17 protein-coding genes and 1 tRNA gene are annotated in these 17,575 nt (G+C 63.5%); 14 read left to right on the top strand and 4 right to left on the bottom strand.

Annotated elements, in window-relative coordinates; translation table 11 throughout:
* Positions 1-88: 88 nt before the first annotated feature.
* The 5 genes from secA (at position 89) to A3AU_RS0117685 (ending at position 8,040) form a co-directional block, all read left to right on the top strand.
* A complete protein-coding gene (gene secA, locus A3AU_RS0117665) occupies positions 89-2,821 on the top strand; it encodes a preprotein translocase subunit SecA (RefSeq protein ID WP_027054038.1) in 2,733 nt (910 codons plus the stop codon).
* A gap of 411 nt (positions 2,822-3,232) precedes the next feature.
* Positions 3,233-4,633, top strand: coding sequence for a lipopolysaccharide biosynthesis protein (locus A3AU_RS0117670; protein ID WP_027054039.1), 1,401 nt, complete (start codon positions 3,233-3,235; stop codon positions 4,631-4,633).
* Complete coding sequence (locus tag A3AU_RS0117675) at positions 4,633-5,913, top strand: GNAT family N-acetyltransferase (RefSeq protein ID WP_027054040.1); 1,281 nt, start codon at positions 4,633-4,635, stop codon at positions 5,911-5,913. Before A3AU_RS0117670 ends, A3AU_RS0117675 begins: the two co-directional genes overlap by 1 nt.
* A 187-nt stretch (positions 5,914-6,100) precedes the next feature.
* The gene (locus A3AU_RS0117680) at positions 6,101-6,871 is read left to right on the top strand and encodes a creatininase family protein (protein ID WP_245235514.1); all 771 of its coding nucleotides are present in this window, start codon (positions 6,101-6,103) and stop codon (positions 6,869-6,871) included.
* A 161-nt stretch (positions 6,872-7,032) separates the two neighbouring features.
* Positions 7,033-8,040 carry a YncE family protein gene (locus tag A3AU_RS0117685; protein ID WP_245235515.1) on the top strand — a complete coding sequence of 336 codons (1,008 nt, stop codon included), beginning with the start codon at positions 7,033-7,035 and terminating at the stop codon, positions 8,038-8,040.
* Positions 8,041-8,179: 139 nt separating this feature from the next.
* Here the strand turns inward: A3AU_RS0117685 and A3AU_RS0117690 are convergent.
* Positions 8,180-8,264: transfer RNA gene (locus A3AU_RS0117690), tRNA-Leu, on the bottom strand.
* Positions 8,265-8,478: 214 nt separating this feature from the next.
* On the opposite strand from A3AU_RS0117690, the gene A3AU_RS0117695 reads away from it, so the two are divergent.
* A complete protein-coding gene (locus A3AU_RS0117695) occupies positions 8,479-9,063 on the top strand; it encodes a YqaA family protein (RefSeq protein ID WP_027054043.1) in 585 nt (194 codons plus the stop codon).
* 31 nt (positions 9,064-9,094) lie between these two features.
* The gene (locus A3AU_RS0117700) at positions 9,095-9,613 is read left to right on the top strand and encodes a disulfide bond formation protein B (protein WP_027054044.1); all 519 of its coding nucleotides are present in this window, start codon (positions 9,095-9,097) and stop codon (positions 9,611-9,613) included.
* Between the two features lie 191 nt (positions 9,614-9,804).
* Here the strand turns inward: A3AU_RS0117700 and A3AU_RS0117705 are convergent, their stop codons facing one another.
* Both A3AU_RS0117705 and A3AU_RS0117710 read right to left on the bottom strand, forming a co-directional pair.
* On the bottom strand, positions 9,805-10,362 hold the full coding sequence (locus A3AU_RS0117705; RefSeq protein WP_010911702.1) for an HNH endonuclease: 558 nt from the start codon (positions 10,360-10,362) through the stop codon (positions 9,805-9,807).
* A gap of 128 nt (positions 10,363-10,490) precedes the next feature.
* A complete protein-coding gene (locus A3AU_RS0117710; protein WP_027054045.1) occupies positions 10,491-11,132 on the bottom strand; it encodes a DNA-3-methyladenine glycosylase family protein in 642 nt (213 codons plus the stop codon).
* A gap of 75 nt (positions 11,133-11,207) precedes the next feature.
* On the opposite strand from A3AU_RS0117710, the gene gluQRS reads away from it, so the two are divergent.
* Positions 11,208-12,083 (top strand): tRNA glutamyl-Q(34) synthetase GluQRS, encoded by an 876-nt coding sequence (gluQRS, locus tag A3AU_RS0117715; protein ID WP_027054046.1) that lies wholly within the window; start codon positions 11,208-11,210, stop codon positions 12,081-12,083.
* Positions 12,084-12,234: 151 nt separating this feature from the next.
* The gene (locus tag A3AU_RS0117720) at positions 12,235-13,122 is read left to right on the top strand and encodes a DMT family transporter (RefSeq protein ID WP_027054047.1); all 888 of its coding nucleotides are present in this window, start codon (positions 12,235-12,237) and stop codon (positions 13,120-13,122) included.
* A 26-nt stretch (positions 13,123-13,148) separates the two neighbouring features.
* Here A3AU_RS0117720 and A3AU_RS0117725 read toward each other — a convergent pair whose 3' ends face one another.
* Positions 13,149-14,000, bottom strand: a complete 852-nt coding sequence (locus A3AU_RS0117725) for a YihY/virulence factor BrkB family protein (RefSeq protein ID WP_027054048.1) — start codon at positions 13,998-14,000, stop codon at positions 13,149-13,151.
* A gap of 58 nt (positions 14,001-14,058) precedes the next feature.
* On the opposite strand from A3AU_RS0117725, the gene A3AU_RS0117730 reads away from it, so the two are divergent.
* From A3AU_RS0117730 to A3AU_RS0117750, 5 genes are all read left to right on the top strand, one after another.
* Positions 14,059-14,925, top strand: coding sequence for an SDR family oxidoreductase (locus A3AU_RS0117730; RefSeq protein ID WP_081709576.1), 867 nt, complete (start codon positions 14,059-14,061; stop codon positions 14,923-14,925).
* 25 nt (positions 14,926-14,950) lie between these two features.
* Positions 14,951-15,142 carry a twin transmembrane helix small protein gene (locus A3AU_RS0117735; protein WP_027031242.1) on the top strand — a complete coding sequence of 64 codons (192 nt, stop codon included), beginning with the start codon at positions 14,951-14,953 and terminating at the stop codon, positions 15,140-15,142.
* 25 nt (positions 15,143-15,167) lie between these two features.
* Positions 15,168-15,749 carry a cob(I)yrinic acid a,c-diamide adenosyltransferase gene (locus A3AU_RS0117740; protein ID WP_027054050.1) on the top strand — a complete coding sequence of 194 codons (582 nt, stop codon included), beginning with the start codon at positions 15,168-15,170 and terminating at the stop codon, positions 15,747-15,749.
* A gap of 32 nt (positions 15,750-15,781) precedes the next feature.
* Complete coding sequence (locus tag A3AU_RS0117745; protein WP_027054051.1) at positions 15,782-16,582, top strand: rhomboid family intramembrane serine protease; 801 nt, start codon at positions 15,782-15,784, stop codon at positions 16,580-16,582.
* A 234-nt stretch (positions 16,583-16,816) separates the two neighbouring features.
* On the top strand, positions 16,817-17,566 hold the full coding sequence (locus A3AU_RS0117750; RefSeq protein WP_027054052.1) for an electron transfer flavoprotein subunit beta/FixA family protein: 750 nt from the start codon (positions 16,817-16,819) through the stop codon (positions 17,564-17,566).
* Positions 17,567-17,575 lie beyond the last annotated feature (9 nt).

Consider the following 17,575-nt stretch of genomic DNA (forward strand, 5'->3'; position numbering starts at 1 on the left):
CCGCATTCAGGCGGTGCGTTCACGCGGATTTGATGGGGCCGGCCGGCGCCTGTCTCAAGATTGAGAATTCTATCGAAAGGGCCATTGGATGGTCAGTCTCGGCGGTCTCGCCCGTAAGGTTTTCGGTTCCTCCAACGACCGTCGGGTCAAATCGACCCGGCCCCGTGTCGAGGCGATCAACGCCATGGAAAACGAGATGCGGGCGCTCTCCGACGCCGAACTCGCCGGGCGCACGGAAAAATTCCGCCAGGATATCGCCAACGGCGCCAGCCTTGACGACCTGCTGATCCCGGCCTTCGCCACCGCCCGCGAGGCGGCACGCCGCGTGCTCGGCATGCGCCCCTTCGACGTCCAGTTGATCGGCGGCATGGTGCTGCACAATGGCGGCATCGCCGAGATGCGTACCGGCGAGGGCAAGACCCTGGTCGCGACGCTGCCGGTCTATCTCAACGCTCTCGCCGGCAAGGGCGTCCACGTCGTCACCGTCAACGACTATCTCGCCACCCGCGACTCCGAATGGATGGGTCGCGTCTACAAATTCCTCGGCCTCTCGGTCGGCGTCATCGTCCACGGCCTTTCCGACGAGGAACGCAGCGCCGCCTACGCGGCCGACGTCACCTATGCCACCAACAACGAGCTCGGCTTCGACTATCTGCGCGACAACATGAAGTACGAGCGCGCCCAGATGGTGCAGCGCGGCCACAACTACGCGATCGTCGACGAAGTCGATTCCATCCTGGTCGACGAGGCGCGCACGCCGCTGATCATTTCCGGTCCGCTCGAGGACCGCTCGGAAATGTACAACACCATCGACACCTTCATCATCCAGCTGCAGCCGCAGGATTATGAGATCGACGAGAAGCAGAAGACCTCGATCTTCACCGAGGAAGGCACCGAGAAGCTGGAGAACCTGCTGCGCGATGCCGGCCTGTTCAAGGGCGAGTCGCTCTACGACGTCGAGAACGTCGCCATCGTCCACCACGTCAACAACGCGCTGAAGGCGCACCGGCTGTTCCAGCGCGACAAGGACTATATCGTGCGCAACGGCGAGATCGTCATCATCGACGAGTTCACCGGCCGCATGATGCCGGGCCGCCGCTATTCGGAAGGCCTGCACCAGGCGCTGGAAGCCAAGGAGCATGTTGCGATCCAGCCGGAGAACCAGACGCTCGCCTCCGTCACCTTCCAGAACTACTTCCGCCTCTACAAGAAGCTGTCCGGCATGACCGGCACGGCGCTGACCGAGGCCGAGGAATTCGGCAACATCTACGGTCTCGAAGTCACCGAGATCCCGACCAATTTGCCGGTCATCCGCAAGGACGAGGACGACGAGGTCTACCGGACGGTCGAGGAGAAGTACAAGGCGATCGTCAAGGAGATCCGCGAGGCCAGCGCCAAGGGCCAGCCGACGCTGGTAGGCACCACCTCGATCGAGAAGTCCGAGCAACTGGCGGAGCGCCTGCGCAAGGAAGGCTTCAAGGATTTCGAGGTGCTGAACGCCCGCCACCACGAGCGTGAGGCGGCGATCGTCGCTCAGGCCGGCAAGCCCGGCGCCATCACCATCGCCACCAACATGGCCGGCCGCGGCACCGACATCAAGCTCGGCGGCAATGCCGAGATGCGCATCGCCGACGAACTGGGCGACATGCCCGCGGGGCCCGAGCGAGAGGCGCGCGAGAAGGAAATCAACGCCGACATCGAGCGCCTGAAGGAAAAGGCGCTCGCCGCCGGCGGCCTCTACGTGCTCGCCACCGAGCGTCACGAATCGCGCCGTATCGACAACCAGCTCAGAGGCCGCTCCGGCCGCCAAGGCGACCCCGGCCGCTCGAAATTCTTCTTGTCGCTGCAGGACGATCTGATGCGCATCTTCGGCTCCGAGCGCATGGACGGCATGTTGCAGAAGCTCGGCCTCAAGGAAGACGAGGCGATCATCCACCCATGGATCAACAAGGCGCTGGAAAAGGCGCAGAAGAAGGTCGAGGCGCGCAACTTCGACATCCGCAAGAACCTGTTGAAATATGACGACGTCTCCAACGACCAGCGCAAGGTGGTGTTCGAGCAGCGCATCGAGCTGATGGACGGCGAAGGCCTGTCGGAGACCATCGCCGAAATGCGCGAGGGCGTCATCGACGAGATCGTCGCCAAGGCCATTCCCGAAAACGCCTATGCCGAGCAATGGGACGTCGCCGGCCTGAAGGCCGAGGTCACCGAATTCCTCAATCTCGACCTCCCGGTCGAGGACTGGGTCAAGGAAGAAGGCATCGCCGAGGACGACATTCGCGAGCGCATCACGCAGGCCGCCGACGCCGCCGCCAAGGAGCGCGCCGATCGCTTCGGTCCCGAGGTGATGACCTATGTCGAACGCTCCGTCGTGCTGCAGACGCTCGACCATCTGTGGCGCGAGCACATCGTCAATCTCGACCATCTGCGCTCGGTCGTCGGTTTCCGCGGCTACGCCCAGCGCGATCCGCTGCAGGAGTACAAGAGCGAGGCCTTCGAGCTGTTCCAGGCGATGCTCGGCAATCTGCGCCAAGCTGTCACCGCGCAGCTGATGCGCGTCGAACTGGTCCGCCAGGCCGCCGAAGCCCCGCCTCCGGAAACACCCGACATGTTCGGCACGCACATTGACGGCACCACCGGCGAGAACGATTTCGAAGGCGGCGAAACGGCCCTTCTGGTGCGCCAGGATCAAAACGTCATCGTCGCCCCCGAAGACCGCGACCCGAACAACCAGGCCACCTGGGGCAAGGTCGGCCGCAACGAAGCCTGCCCCTGCGGCTCCGGCAAGAAATACAAGCACTGCCACGGCGCTTTCGCGTAAAGGCGTAGCGCTCTTCCTTCTCCCCGTTCCACGGGGGTGAGGCGTGGTCCGCGCAGCGGACGAAAAGCCAATTGCTTGGCTTTTCGAATAACGAACGCCCGGAGCGATAGCGAAAGGCTGGTGCCCGAAGGGCGGATGAGGGGCGGCGCTACTTTCAAGATTCCGCCTATTTCGCTCTAATCGTATCGCCGTTGGTGTCCGCAACACGGCGGATCTGGGAAAGCGGTTTCTTGGCTTCACCCACTTAGGCGCCTGCCGGCCCTCCGCTATGGCTCCGGGCGTTCGTCGCTCGAAAAGCCAAATCGTTGGCTGTTCGTCCGCTGCGCGGACTGCTCCCCACCCAACCGTTTCTTAAGGTGTCTCCGCTACACCACAGCCTGAAAAAGAGGCGGAAAACGGAGAATATTCGGGGTGCGCTTTTCCGCGGCCACGACAGCCGGGCGGTTCCTGCCGCAGCGTTTGGCGCTGCGCGTGGAGCCGTTGCTTGGCCGCATCGACGCCGTGCTTTTCACCGCCGATGAACGCGGCGAGGCCGGCCGCATGTCGGTCATCGCCTTCTCCATCCGCATCGTCAGCGCAGTCATCGCCTTCATCAGCCAGGTGCTGATGGCGCGCTGGATCGGCTCGTTCGAATACGGCATCTTCGTGCTTGTCTGGGTGACGATGGTCATCGTCGGCAATCTCGCCTGCCTCGGCTTCCATACCTCGGTCATCCGTTTCATTCCCGAATATCGCGAGCGCGGCCTGATGGACGAGCTGCGCGGCATCGTCGTGGCCAGCCGCCTGTTCGTGCTGATCGCCTCGACGTCCATCGCCGGGCTCGGCGCGCTGGGCGTCTGGCTGGCGGCGCCATGGATCGAGAACTACTACGTGATACCGTTCATCCTCGGCGTCATCTGCCTGCCTATGATCGCGGTGTCGGATCTGTTGCAAGGCCAGGCGCGCGCCAATTCATGGGCGCTGTTCGCCCTGTCGCCAACCTACCTGATCCGGCCCGTCCTCATCCTGCTGTTCATGGCGCTGATGCTCCGTGCCGGCTACGCCGCTGATGCCAGGACGGCGATCTTCGCCTCGATCGCCGCCACCTATGTCACCACGCTCGCGCAGCTGATCGGCGTCACGCACCGGATGGAAAGGCAGATTCCGGCCGGGCCGATGAAGGTGCATTTCGCGCAATGGTTCATCGTCTCGCTGCCGATCTTCCTGGTCGAAGGCTTCTTCTTCCTGCTCACCAATGCCGACGTGCTGATGGTCGGCGCCTACATGGATCCGAATGACGTGGCCGTCTATTTCGCCACGGTCAAGACGCTGGCGCTGGTGCATTTCGTCTATTTCGCCGTCAAGGCTGGCGTTGCCCAGCGCTATGCGCAGTTCACCCATGGCGAGCCGGAAAAGCTCGCCGCCTTTGCCCGCGAGACCGTGTCGTGGACCTTCTGGCCTTCGCTGCTGATGGCGCTGCTGGTGCTGGTGCTTGGCGAACCCATGCTGGTGCTGTTCGGCCCGGAATTCACGTCGGGCTATCCACTGCTGTTCCTGCTCGTCTTCGGCGTCGTGGCGCGCGCCGCCGTCGGTCCATGCGAAAGCCTGCTGACCATGAGCGGGAACCAGAACATCTGCGCCGCCGTCTATGCCATGACACTGGCCTTCAACATCGGCCTTAACGTGGTGCTGATCCCGATGTTCGGCCTGTGGGGCGCGGCCATGGCCACCGCCTTTGCCATGGTCTTCGAGGCCAGCGCCCTGTCCTTCACGGTGTGGCGCAAGCTCGGCATCGTCATGGCGATCTTCGTGCCAGCCAAAGGAGCCGCCTGATGGCCGCCATCCCATTGCTCGAGGAAACCAGCGGCGGCACCGCCGGCGCCATGGTGTCCGGCCTTGCCGGACTGGCGCGCGACCCCGACCCCGCCCATATCGAAATCCTCGCCAACAACCGGCCCGAGCGCAAGCTTGCCATCTATCCGGCGTCCGCCGGCTTCGATCTGGTCGAGGAACTGGACTATCTCTGCGCCCGCACGATCGAGCCCAACGTCTTCTTCAACCCGCGCTTCCTGGCGCCGGCCATGCCCCGGCTGGAGGATCGCGAGGTGCGGCTGGCGGTGATCCGCGACGGCGACGAATACCGCAACCGGCTGCGCCTGCTGGTTCCGATTTCGGTGGAGCGCCCGGTGGTGCCGCTCGGCGTACCGGTGATGCGCACCTGGGCAAGCCCGTTCGGTCCGCTCGGCACGCCGCTCATCGACCGCGACGACCCGGTCGGCGTCGTCGAGGATTTCTTCTCGATGCTGTCACGCCCACACCTCAAGCTGCCGAAAGTCTTCGTCCTGCCCGACATCAGATTGGATGGTCCCGTGGCGAGCCTGATCGGCACCGTCGCCGAGACCCGTGGCTTGACGCTGGTCCCCACCAGCCAGACGATGCGCCCGGTTCTTGAGAGCCAGGCCGATGGCGACGACTATCTGAAGGCTTCGCTGCGCTCGCACCATTATCGCGAGTTCCGCCGCCTCAAGCGCCGCCTTGCCGACCTCGGCAAGCTGGAGCATCTGGTGGCGCGCGGTCCGGAAGAAATCCGCCATGCCATCGAAGGCTTCCTGACGCTGGAAGCGTCAGGTTGGAAAGGCCGCGAGCGCACCGCCATGGCGATCGACCGCTTCCGCGCCGCCTTCGCCCGCGAGGCCGTGCATCGGCTCGCCGAGCAGGACATGTGCCGCATCCATTCACTGACGCTCGACGGCCGCACCATCGCCTGCCTGATCGTCTTCGTCGAGGCCGGCGTCGCCTATACCTGGAAGACGGCCTACGACGAGACGCTGGCTGCCTATTCGCCCGGCACGCTGCTGATGATCGAGGTCACCAGGCAGCATCTCGACGATCCCAACATCATGATGACCGATTCCTGCGCGGTGCCGGACCATCCGGTGATGAGCAGGCTGTGGAGCGAACGCAAGCCGATCGGCACGCTGGTGATCGGGCTGACGCCGGACGCCGACCGCCTGGCGCGGCAAGCCGCCTCGCAGCTGCATCTCTACCGCGAAACCCGCAACATGGCCCGCCTGCTGCGCAATCGCATGAAGAGTTTGTTACGGCGGCGATAATCCATGATCCGGAACGACCGCGACAGCATAGGCGGCCGACGTCCCGAGGCTCACGGCAATCGCAAAACTCCACAAATCGGCGCGCGGCTTTGCCCGTTCCGCTGTGAGGTATGAGGCAGGAATGATCGCACGGCACAGGTTCAGTTTCGCGAGCGCCGCTGTCGCAGTTTGGGCCCTGTCGGCTCCCTTGTCGGCAGCGAACGCCGCCAATGGGTCGGTCTTCCTCGAAGACAAGACCTGGACCGAACTGCGCGATCTGGTCGGCGCCGGCACGACCACGATCATTGTCCCGATAGGCGGCACCGAACAGAGCGGTCCTGCCATGGCCTTGGGCAAGCACAATGTACGGGTCAGATTCCTGGCTGGAAAGATCGCCAGCCAGTTGGGCAACGCCCTGGTTGCCCCGGTGATCTCCTATGTGCCGGAAGGGAGCATCGATCCGCCGACCGCCCATATGCGGTTTCCCGGAACGATCACCATCAGCGACAAGACCTTCGAGCAGCTGCTCGAATCCGCGGCCCGCAGCTTCAAGCTCCACGGCTTCACGACCATCGTCCTGATCGGAGACCATGGCGGCTATCAAGCCGACGAGAGCCTCGTTGCCGATCGCTTGAATGCCGAATGGCGCAAAACCCCGGTCCGGGTCTTTGCGGCGCGCGAATACTACCAGATCACCCAGGGCGCCTACATCGACAAGCTTTTGTCGGCCGGCGCGACGCGGCCGGAGATCGGGACGCATGCCGGCCTGGCCGACACATCGCTCATGCTTGCCATCGATCCCTCCATGGTGCGCAAGGACCGGCTCGAGGCCACGCCGAAGCTCGATGCCAGCGACGGCGTCTATGGTGGCGACCCGGCACGATCATCGGCCGAGTTTGGCCAGATCGGCGTGGATCTGATCGTCAATGGCACGACCGAAGCAATCCGCGGGTTCATCGCAAAGCAGCCGCCCAAATGATCAAGACATACCGGTGTTTCACGAGCTTCTGCGCGCCGCTCGTGTTGTCGCTCGCGCTCTTGTCGGCGCCGGCCTCGGCTGGCTCATGCCCAGAGGATTGTAGCGAGCCCCCGCCTTCGCGCCATCCCGTCAACATCTACAGCCAGACGACGGCCGATCATTTGAGCCCAGCTACCGCCGGCGCGTTGCCACGCGTCTATGTGCCAAACCGTTCGTCCAACAGCGTATCGGTCATCGACACGACGACCCTGAAGGAAGTGGACAGGTTCACTGTCGGGCTCAGACCCCAGCACGTCGTTCCGTCCTGGGATTTGAAGACGCTCTGGGTCGCCAACAATGCCAGCGGCACCAGCAAGGGCAGCGTGACGCCCATCGACCCCAAGACCGCCAAGGCGGGTCACGAAATTCCGGTCGATGATCCCTACAACATATACTTCATGCCGGATGGAAGTTCGGCGATCATTGTCGATGAAGCCTACCAGCGGCTCGACCTGCGCGATCCGCAGACCATGGCGCTGAAATCAACCATCCCGACGCCAACCTGCCCGGGCATCAATCACGCCGATTTTTCAGCCGACAACGCCTATGCCATCTTCACCTGCGAATATGGCGCCGGCGGCCTTCTGAAGGTCGACCTGAAAAATCAGAAGGTGCTCGGCCACCTCGCACTGTCGAAGATGGGCATGCCGCAGGACGTCAGGCTCTCCCCCGACGGCAAGGTCTTCTATGTCGCCGACATGATGAACGACGGCGTGTTCCTGATCGACGGAGACAGCTTTTCCGAGATCGGCTTCATCGCCACCGGCATCGGCACGCATGGATTTGTCGTCAGCCGTGACGCAACGAAGCTCTACGTTTCCAACCGCGGCTCGCACAAGATGGAGCAAGGCCGTGCAAAGGGGCCCGGCAGCGTGACCGTCATCGATTTCGCCACCCGTTCGGTCATCGCGCAATGGCCCATACCGGGTGGCGGCAGCCCCGACATGGGAAATGTCAGCGCCGACGGCAAGCAATTGTGGCTATCCGGCCGCTTCGACAGCGAGGTCTACATGATCGACACCATGTCGGGCGCTGTCACGAAGATTCCGGTTGGCGTCGAGCCTCATGGACTGACGGTCTGGCCTCAGCCCGGCAGATACTCGCAGGGCCATACCGGCAACATGCGGTAGGGCGGCATTCCGCCAAGAGGCCTGCCTCGAACGCGTGTCGCAGCCGGTTGCGGAAAAGGCCTGCCGCAGCCCTAGGCAAGTGCGCGATATTTACGACGTCAGCGAGTGGCTCGCCATCCGAAGCTCGGAGAGCGAAGGGTGGTGCCCCTAGCCGGGATCGAACCAGCACTCCTTGCGGAACTCGATTTTGAGTCGAGCGCGTCTACCAATTCCGCCATAGGGGCTCAGGCCGGACGGCCTGGATGGGCGCGGACTATACGGTTGGAGGCCTGTTCGTCAACTGGCCAATTCTCAGTTGCCCCGGCTGCGACCAATCTTCGCCTTTTGATTTGGTGACAGTGCTGCCATTGTGCAGCGCGGAAAATCTTTCTAGACAGGCGGCGCATGCTTTTGCCTCGGGCATCTGACGACTTTTGGGCGACACGCATAGGAGAGCCGATGCTTCGCGGACTGTATGACTGGACCCTGTCGCTGGCGGCGCGCAAATCCGCGGAATGGTGGCTGGCCTTCATCGCTTTCGTTGAAAGCTCGGTGTTTTTCATACCGGCCGACGTGCTGTTCCTGCCCATGGCGTTGGCGCGCCCCGAACGTGCCTATCGCTACGCGCTGACCGCCACTGTTGCGTCCGTTCTGGGCGGCATTGCCGGCTGGCTGATCGGCTACTATGCCTATGACACGATAGCACGGCCGATCCTGGAGCACTTCGGCGGCATTGCCACTTTCGAGAAGTGGCAGTCGTCCGGCACCGGGCTGATGCTGGTGCTGCTCGTAACATCCGGCGCTGCGCACCTGCCGCCGATCAAGGTGGTCACTATTCTGGCCGGGGCGCTTCACGTCAATCTTGTTGTCTTCGTCGTCTCGGCCATCTTGGCGCGCGGTGCCCGCTTCCTGCTGCTGGCCTGGCTGCTGCGCCGCTATGGCGAACCGATCCGGGAGTTCATCGAAAAGCGCTTGGGATTGATTGTCGGGGCCGGCGCCGCTGCCCTGATTTTGCTCTATATCCTCGTCAGATACGCATTTTAGGCGGCCGACGAATTCAACGGACAAAAGAACCATGACAGCGACCATGACTGCCGACACCGGACGCCAGCGAACGCGGGCAGCCTTGTTTCTCGCGGTCGCGATGGCCGCGACCGTCGGTTCGGCGCTCGGCTTCCAGTACATTGGCGGCTATATCCCTTGCCACCTCTGCCTGGAACAGCGCACTCCCTACTATGTCGGCGCGCCTTTGATGGTGCTGGCGGTGATTGCCTCGATGCTGCGCGCGCCGGCCTGGCTGACGCGCGGCCTGCTGGCTGTCGGCGGCCTGTTGATGCTCTACGGCCTCTATCTCGGCGTCTACCATTCCGGTGTCGAATGGCAGTGGTGGGCCGGCCCGACCGACTGCACGGCGGGCGCCGGGCCGGTCGACACCGGTGGCAAGGGCGTTCTCGACGCGCTCGACAAATTCGTGCCGCCCTCCTGCGACAAGGCCGCCCTGCGCATACTGGGCCTGTCGCTCGCCGGCTGGAACGCCATCGCCAGCCTTATACTGGCGGCCGTCGCCTTCCGCGGCGCGCTGGCCCGTGATTGAACCGGCGCGGCGCAGAGTTCGTCCAGAAATCGGCAGCCAGAAATTCGGAAGGCTGAGTCGAATGGCGCGGCTTTCGAGAACTGGAGCGGAGCTTACTGAAGTACGTGAGCTCGGTTCTACTGCGACGCAGTAGAACGCGAAAGCGCAGAAAGCCGCGTCAGGCGGCCAGCATGGCGAATTTGTGCCGAACTCTATGGTTCGAGTTCGACATCCCAGTATAGATAATCCATCCAGCTTTCATGCAGATGGTTGGGCGGGAACAGCCGGCCATTGTTGTGCAGGTCATGCACGGTCGGCTGGTACGGCTTCTGCAGCGGCCACATCTTGGCATGCGCCGGCATCATGCCGCCCTTCCTCAAATTGCAGGGCGAACAGGCGGCAACGACATTCTCCCAGGTCGTGGCGCCGCCGCGATGGCGGGGAATGACATGATCGAAGGTCAGATCGTCGGGCGTGCCGCAATACTGGCACTGGAAGCGGTCGCGCAGGAAGACGTTGAAGCGGGTGAACGCCGGGTGCCTGGACGGCTTCACATAGGCCTTCAGGCTGACCACGCTCGGCAGCTTCATCGAGAAGGTCGGCGAGGACACCGCGTGCTCGTATTCGGCGACGATGTTCACCCGGTCGAGGAACACCGCCTTGATGGCGTCCTGCCAGGACCAGAGCGACAAGGGGTAATAGCTGAGCGGACGGTAATCCGCATTCAGCACCAGTGCTGGAAGCCCATCCGGAGATACGGCAACCGTCACGTGTTTACCTCCTTGGTTCTAGACCCGAACGGCGCGGATACTGTAAGCCCGACATGACAGGGATGTGAAGCGGATTGTCGTTTGCCCGAAGCGTCAAAAACCCTCGATTTTTATGCTTTTTTGCGGATTCAGGACGGCGGCGCGGCGTCCCTGCCCCTGGTTTCGCGATAATAGGACCAGAAAAGCCGCGATGCGACACCTCGCCACGGGCTCCATGATTCGGCCAGTGCGATCAGTGTTTTCTCCGGCGGACGCGGATCTATGCCGAGCGCATGGCCGACCGCGCTCTGCAGCGCGACATCGCGCGCCGGGAAAATGTCGGGGTGCCCGGCGGCGAACAGAAGGTACACTTCCGCCGTCCAGGGGCCGATACCCGGCACGGCCGTCATCGTCGTGATCGCCTCGGTTGCATCGAGCGAACACAAATGGTTGAGGTCGAGCCCGCCGGCAACGGCCTCGGCAACCGCGATCAGGCCGCGCTGCTTGGGCCGCGACAGGCCGGCCTCGCGAAACATGTCCTCGCCGGCGGCCAGGATCGCCTGCGGCGTCAGCGGATCGACGAGCTTCGTCAGCCGGCCGAAAATGGCATCGGCGCTGGCGCGGGAGACCTGCTGCGAGACGATGATCGAGGCCAGGCTCCTGAATCCTGGTTCGGAAAGCCTGAGTGGGACTTCGCCGGCCATGCCGCGCACCTTTTCCAGGCGCGGATCGATGATGCAAAGCGCATCGAGCCCGCGCGCAATGTCGTCCAGTGTCGCGATGCGTTGCATGATATCCTTGTCCGCGAATGTGCCGCAAAGTAGCAACGGCCAAAACCGCTGCACAACCCGATTGCCGCTCGAGACATGACGCTCCTGACATTCCGCTTCGCGCCCAGCCCCAATGGCGACCTGCATCTCGGCCACGCCTATTCGGCGCTGCTCAACCAGAAGCTGGCAAGGGCCGGCGGCGGCCGCCTGCTGCTGCGTATCGAGGATATCGACATGGCGCGCTGCACGCCGCAATTCGAGGCCGGCGTGCTCGCCGATCTGAAATGGCTGGGCCTTGATTGGGAACAGCCGGTCCGCCGCCAGTCCGAGCATTTTGGCGAGTACCAGGCGGTGCTTCAGCAGTTGATCGGCGAGGAACTGGTCTATCCCGCCTTCATGAGCCGTGGCGACATCAGGGCTTTCATCGCCGACAGCGAAAGGCGCGGGCGCGACTGGCCGCGCGACCCCGACGGCGTGCCGCTCTACCCCCCGTCCGACAAGGCGCTGACGATGAAGGAACGCAAACGGCGCATCGCCGATAACGAACCCTTCGCCTGGCGGCTCGATACCGATGCTGTCATGGCGCGTGTCGGCAGGGATCTCGCATGGGCCGAATTCACCGACGAGACGCTATCGGCGACGCGTTCGGTCGAGGCCCGCCCGCAGGACTGGGGCGATGTGATCGTGGCGCGCCGCGACATCCCGACCAGCTACCACCTCGCCGTCGTCATGGACGATGCGCTGCAGGGCATCAGCCATGTCGTGCGCGGCCAGGATCTGTTTTCCGCCACCGGCGTGCAGCGCCTGCTGCAGGAAGTGCTTGGCCTGCCGCGGCCCGCTTACTTCCACCATCGGCTCATCCTCGGACCGGACGGCCGAAAACTGTCTAAGAGCCTCGGCGACACCGGACTTGCCACGCTGCGCGGGGCCGGGGCGACACCTGACGACATCAGGCGGATGATTGGCCTCTGATCCGGCGAAATTCCGGGAAAAACACGGGGGGCCTTCACCAGCGATTGAATTCCCGTGATGCATGGATCAATCGTTTCATTTTGCGCGCCCGGCTGAACCGGACTAGAGCAACGCCACGGTCAGGTCTCACCAGCGTCGCGGTTTCCGGAAAATGCACAGCATCAAGCGGTTCATCCCCGCCACCTTCGTTGTCCTGTGGGCGACCGGCTTCATCGGCGCGCGCTACGCCATGCCTTGGGCGGAGCCGTTCACCTTCCTTGCCGCGCGTTTCGTCATCGCCGCTATCCTGCTGGCCGTACTGATGCTGGTGCTGGGGTCGAAGCGGGCCACCCGCGAGGAGGCGCTGCACGCCACCGGCGCCGGCGTGCTGATGCACGGCGTCTATCTCGGTGCCGTCTTCTGGGCCATCCACAGGGGCATGCCGGCCGGGTTTTCAGCCCTGATCGTCGGCCTGCAGCCGCTGATCACCGCGGTACTTGCCGGCAAGTTTCTGGGCGAGGCCATCCTGCCGCGCCATTGGCTTGGCCTTGGCATCGGCCTGATCGGCATCGTCATCGTCTTGTGGCCAAAGCTCGGGGCGCTTAGCGGCGGCGTCACTACGGCGACGCTGACCGCCTCGCTGGTCTCGGTGCTCGGCATGAGCGCCGGCACCATCTGGCAGAAGCGCTTTGCCTCCGGCGGCGACCTCGTGGCGGCGACCATGTGGCAATATGTCGGCGGCGCCGCGCTGATGATCCTGGCCGCGCTCGCCTTCGAAACGCACACCGTCGTCATCAACGGCGAACTGATCTTCGCCATGGCCTGGCTGGTGCTGGTGCTGTCGCTCGGCGCTATCTTCCTGTTGATGGTGATGATCCGCGACGGCGAAATGTCGAAAGTCGCCTCGCTGTTCTACCTGGTGCCGGCGGTGACGGCGATCATTGCCTGGGCCTTGTTCGACGAGCAGCTCAACGCGCTGCAGATTGTCGGCATGGCGATCACCACCTTCGGCGTCGGCCTGGCAACGGCGCGGCAGGCAAAGAGAGAGTTGAGGAATTAACAGCCGTTTCTGGCGCCGCTATCGCCTCACCCAACCCGCGCGCGCGCCTCCAGATAGCGGCTGATCGCGGCGTTGAGCTCGCCGCCGAGGATGAAGATCGCCGAGACGATGTAAAGGAAAACCACCGCGATCATGATCGAAGCGAGACCGGCATAGGTTGTCACATAGGACGAGAAATGGTCGAGATAGGTGGCGAACATCGTCGAGCCGACAAGCCATGCGGCCAGTGTGAAGATGATGCCCGGCACCAGCGAGACGAAGCGGCGCTTGCCGGCCGGCAGCCAGTAATGCACGGCAAACAACCCGCCGATGATGACGGCTGAGGCGATGACGTAACGCCACAGCGTGATCGTCCCGGTATAGGGTTTGATCCATTCGAAATGGGCTTCCGCCAACCGCGCCAGCAAGGGTGCGAACACCAAAAGCACGCTGATCGCCAGGAACCCGGCCGTCGCGATCAGCACGAAGAAGATGCTCTGCACCCGGCGGTAGATGATGCCGCGCGTTTCGGTGACCCGATAGGCGCGGTTGAGCGAGGTGCGCAGCGCCTCGATGCCGTTTGATGCGAAGTAAGCGGCCAGCAGCACGCCGTAGGTCAAAAGGTCGGTGCGCCGTACCGTCAGCACGTTCAGCACCTCGTGCGCGATCGGCTTGGCGATCTGGTCCGGCCAGGTGTCGAAGACCAGGTGCACCGCCGTGTCGGCGAAGGCCTGGGCGCCGAGGAAGCTGCCCAGCGTCGTGGCGAAGATCAGGAACGGAAACAGCGCCATCAGCGAGGTGATAGCCAGATGGCTGGCCATCGCCCAGCCGTCGTCGGTGTTGAAATGACCGAGCGCGTCGTAGAGCACGCGGCGCAGGGCGACAATATTCCGCAGCAAGAACCCGCGCTCCCTTCGATTGTCTCGACGCCGCGAATATGGGAAGTGAATGCGGCAAATGGCAACCCTTCATCAAACCACGAATTCGCCAGCGACAGAGTTGCGCACCATCATCGTCACCGGTGCGTCCTCCGGCATAGGCGCCTATTGCGCCCGGGCGCTCAAGTCGGAAGGCTGGCGGGTGTTCGCGACGGCGCGCAAGCCGGAAGACATCGCCGCGCTCGAAGCGGACGGTATCGAGGCATTCTACCTCGACTACAGCGAACCGGACTCCATCGCCGCTTTGGTGACTTCGGTGCTCGACCGCACGGACGGAAGGCTTGGCGCACTCTTCAACAACGGCGCCTACGCCCAGGCCGGCGCGGTCGAGGATCTCTCGGTGGCCGCGCTGAAAGGGCAATTCGAGGTCAATTTCTTCGGCTGGCACGACCTGACCCGCCGGCTGGTGCCGGTGATGCGCCGCCAGGGCCATGGCCGTCTCGTCCATTGCTCGTCGATCCTTGGCCTGGTGCCGGTGCGCTTTCGCGGCGCCTATTCGGCATCGAAGCACGCGCTCGAGGCGCTGATGCTCTGCCAGCGCCAGGAACTGGAAGGCAGCGGCGTCCATGTTTCGCTGATCGAACCGGGGCCGGTGAAATCGAGGATCGCCAGCAACGGCCTGCCCTGGTTCCTGAAAAACATCGACATCGAGAATTCCGTGCACCGCGCCGACTATACCGCGCAATTGGAACGGCTGCGCGCCGGCGGCAGCCAATCGGCGCTGAAGCCTGGACCGGAAGTGGTCCACAAGGTTCTGCGACATGCACTTCTGTCGCGGCGCCCGCGCCCGCACTATGTGGTAACGGTGCCGGCCAAGATCGGCGCGGCGCTCAAACGCTTCCTGCCGGCATCGATACTCTACCGCCTGATGGCCAAGCGCGCCTGAACGCGAAACAACTGGAAACGCAACAATGGCAACCGTCTTCAACATCCTCGCCATTCTGGTCATGGCCGCCGTGGTGATCGTGCTGATCCGAGGCCTGATCAACATGATGCGTGGCGGTTCCGGCGTCACTTCGAACAAGCTGATGCAGGCGCGCGTCATGCTGCAGGCCGTGGCGCTGGTGCTGATCCTGCTGGCCGTGTATTTCACGCGCAAGTAAGAATATCGGCGGCGGGGGAGACGACGTGGTCAAGCTCAACAAGATCTACACCCGCACCGGCGACGATGGCACGACGGGTCTCGGCACCGGCGAAAGGCGGCTGAAATCCGACCTGCGGGTCGATGCCTACGGCACGGTCGACGAAGCCAACGCCTGCATCGGCATGGCGCGCGTGCACACGGCAGCCAGCCACCCGGCGATCGATGCCATGCTGTCGCGCATCCAGAACGATCTCTTCGACCTCGGCGCCGACCTTGCCGTGCCCGATGACGGCAAGCCGCTCGGCTATGAGCCGCTGCGTATCGTGGCCGTGCAGACCGACCGCGTCGAGAAGGACATCGACCTCCTCAACAAGGACCTCCAGCCGCTCAAATCCTTCGTGCTCAACGGCGGCACGGCGGCGGCGGCGGCACTGCATCTCGCCCGCACAGTGGCACGTCGGGCCGAACGTCTGATGGTGGCGCTCGCCCAGAATCCGGTGGAACATGTCAACCAGGACGGGCTGAAATACATCAACCGCGTCTCGGATTTCCTGTTTGTCGCCGCCCGGGCGGTCAATGACAATGGAAATGCCGACGTGCTATGGGTTCCCGGCAAGAACCGCTGAACGGATCGAAAAGCGGAGGGGGCCGGCGACCGATGTTCATCCCGCTTTACGATACCAACAGGCTGCGCCATATCCGCCTGCAATATGTGACAATCGGCCTGATCGTGCTCAACGCGCTGGTCTATTGCGCCACCGCACTCGGTGGCGAGAATTTCACCAATGCGGCGGTGCTTGGCCTCGGCTTCATTCCATCGGTCGTTCACAACACGGCCGAGCTCGACCCTCGCTTCGTCGTCATCCCGGAAAGCCTGAGCTACCTAACCTATTCCTTCCTGCATGCCGACATCCTCCATCTCGGCGGCAACATGCTGTTCCTGTGGGTGTTCGGCGACAATGTCGAGGACGCGCTCGGTCACGTCCGCTACCTGATCTTCTATCTCCTGTGTGCGGTCGCCGGCGCTGCCTTCCAAGGGCTCGTCGCCTGGGATTCGCAAGTGCCCCTGATCGGCGCCTCCGGCGCCATCGCCGGCGTCGTCGTCGCCTATCTCATCCTCTATCCCAGGGTGAAGGTCTGGGTGCTGGCCTTTGCCCGCATCCCTTTGCGCATTCCGGCGTTCATCCCGCTCATCCTGTGGGTGCTGTTCCAGGTCGTCATGTTCGCAACCGGTGGCGAGGACCAGATTTCCTGGGCCTGCCACATCGGCGGCATCATCGCCGGTGCGGTGCTGGTGCTTGTCCTGCGCAGCCGTGGCGTGCCGCTTTTTGCCGCCGCCGACGAGGATGCCGTGGTTCCCACCCCAGACCAGCCGCCGGTTGCCGCCGAACCGGCGGCGCCCGAGCCGCCGGCCACCGCGGCGCGCTGGGGCCGGGGAAACCCTTCTGGCTCAAACTGAACCGATTTGAGGCGCTTGCAGCGTATTGACGTCAGGGATTGCCCCAACTACGGAAACGTCTCCGTCTGAGCCCAAGGTTGTTAAGGAGCAGCCCAAGGCGAGCAGAGACCAGAATTTCCATCCGGCCGGAATTCCGTCTGGCCGGAATTCCGTCAGGAATGTCGGCTTTCGACAACTCAGAAAGGGCGCAAGCTGTTATAGCGCGCCCAACTAGCGTGAAGAGGTGACAGGCAAATGAAGATCCTTGTGCCCGTGAAGCGGGTTGTGGATGCGAACGTGAAGGTTCGCGTGAAGGCTGATGGTTCGGCGGTGGAACTCGCCAACGTCAAGATGGCGATGAACCCGTTCGACGAGATCGCGGTCGAAGAGGCGATCCGTCTCAAGGAAGCCGGCAAGGCAGAGGAAATCATCGTCGTCTCTATCGGCCCGCAGCAGGCGCAGGAAACCTTGCGCACCGCGCTCGCCATGGGTGCCGACCGCGCCATCCTGGTCAAGACCGACGAACAGACCGAGCCGCTCGGCGTCGCCAAGGTGTTGAAGGGTGTTGTCGATGCCGAACAGCCCGGCCTCGTCATCCTCGGCAAGCAGGCGATCGACGACGATTCGAACCAGACCGGCCAGATGCTGGCGGCGCTGCTCGGCTGGGCGCAAGGCACCTTCGCTTCCAAGGTGGTGATCGACGGCGACAAGGCCAAAGTGACGCGTGAAGTCGATGGCGGCTTGCAGACGGTGGAACTGAAGATGCCGGTGATCGTCACCGCCGACCTTCGCCTCAACCAGCCGCGCTATGCCTCGCTGCCCAACATCATGAAGGCCAAGAAAAAGCAGCTCGACGAGAAATCGCCCGCCGACTACGGCGCCGACGTCAAGCCGCGCCTCAAGGTCATCAAGACCGAGGAGCCGAGCGGCCGCAAGGCGGGCGTCAAGGTCAAGAGCGTCGCCGAACTGGTCGACAAGCTCAAGAACGAAGCCGGCGTGCTCTGAGATCGGAAG

Origin of the sequence: Mesorhizobium erdmanii USDA 3471 (assembly GCF_000472705.1) — a bacterium.
Classification (GTDB): Bacteria; Pseudomonadota; Alphaproteobacteria; order Rhizobiales; family Rhizobiaceae; genus Mesorhizobium; species Mesorhizobium erdmanii.

Bases quoted from the DNA above. Each gene is read 5' to 3' on its own strand.
- A3AU_RS0117700 (WP_027054044.1), top strand. From the start codon at position 9,095: ATGACAGCGACCATGACTGCCGACACCGGACGCCAGCGAACGCGGGCA.
- gluQRS (WP_027054046.1), top strand. From the start codon at position 11,208: ATGACGCTCCTGACATTCCGCTTCGCGCCCAGCCCCAATGGCGACCTG.
- A3AU_RS0117675 (WP_027054040.1), top strand. From the start codon at position 4,633: ATGGCCGCCATCCCATTGCTCGAGGAAACCAGCGGCGGCACCGCCGGC.
- secA (WP_027054038.1), top strand. From the start codon at position 89: ATGGTCAGTCTCGGCGGTCTCGCCCGTAAGGTTTTCGGTTCCTCCAAC.
- A3AU_RS0117695 (WP_027054043.1), top strand. From the start codon at position 8,479: ATGCTTCGCGGACTGTATGACTGGACCCTGTCGCTGGCGGCGCGCAAA.
- A3AU_RS0117735 (WP_027031242.1), top strand. From the start codon at position 14,951: ATGGCAACCGTCTTCAACATCCTCGCCATTCTGGTCATGGCCGCCGTG.
- A3AU_RS0117745 (WP_027054051.1), top strand. From the start codon at position 15,782: ATGTTCATCCCGCTTTACGATACCAACAGGCTGCGCCATATCCGCCTG.
- A3AU_RS0117720 (WP_027054047.1), top strand. From the start codon at position 12,235: ATGCACAGCATCAAGCGGTTCATCCCCGCCACCTTCGTTGTCCTGTGG.
- A3AU_RS0117730 (WP_081709576.1), top strand. From the start codon at position 14,059: ATGGCAACCCTTCATCAAACCACGAATTCGCCAGCGACAGAGTTGCGC.
- A3AU_RS0117750 (WP_027054052.1), top strand. From the start codon at position 16,817: ATGAAGATCCTTGTGCCCGTGAAGCGGGTTGTGGATGCGAACGTGAAG.
- A3AU_RS0117710 (WP_027054045.1), bottom strand. From the start codon at position 11,132: ATGCAACGCATCGCGACACTGGACGACATTGCGCGCGGGCTCGATGCG.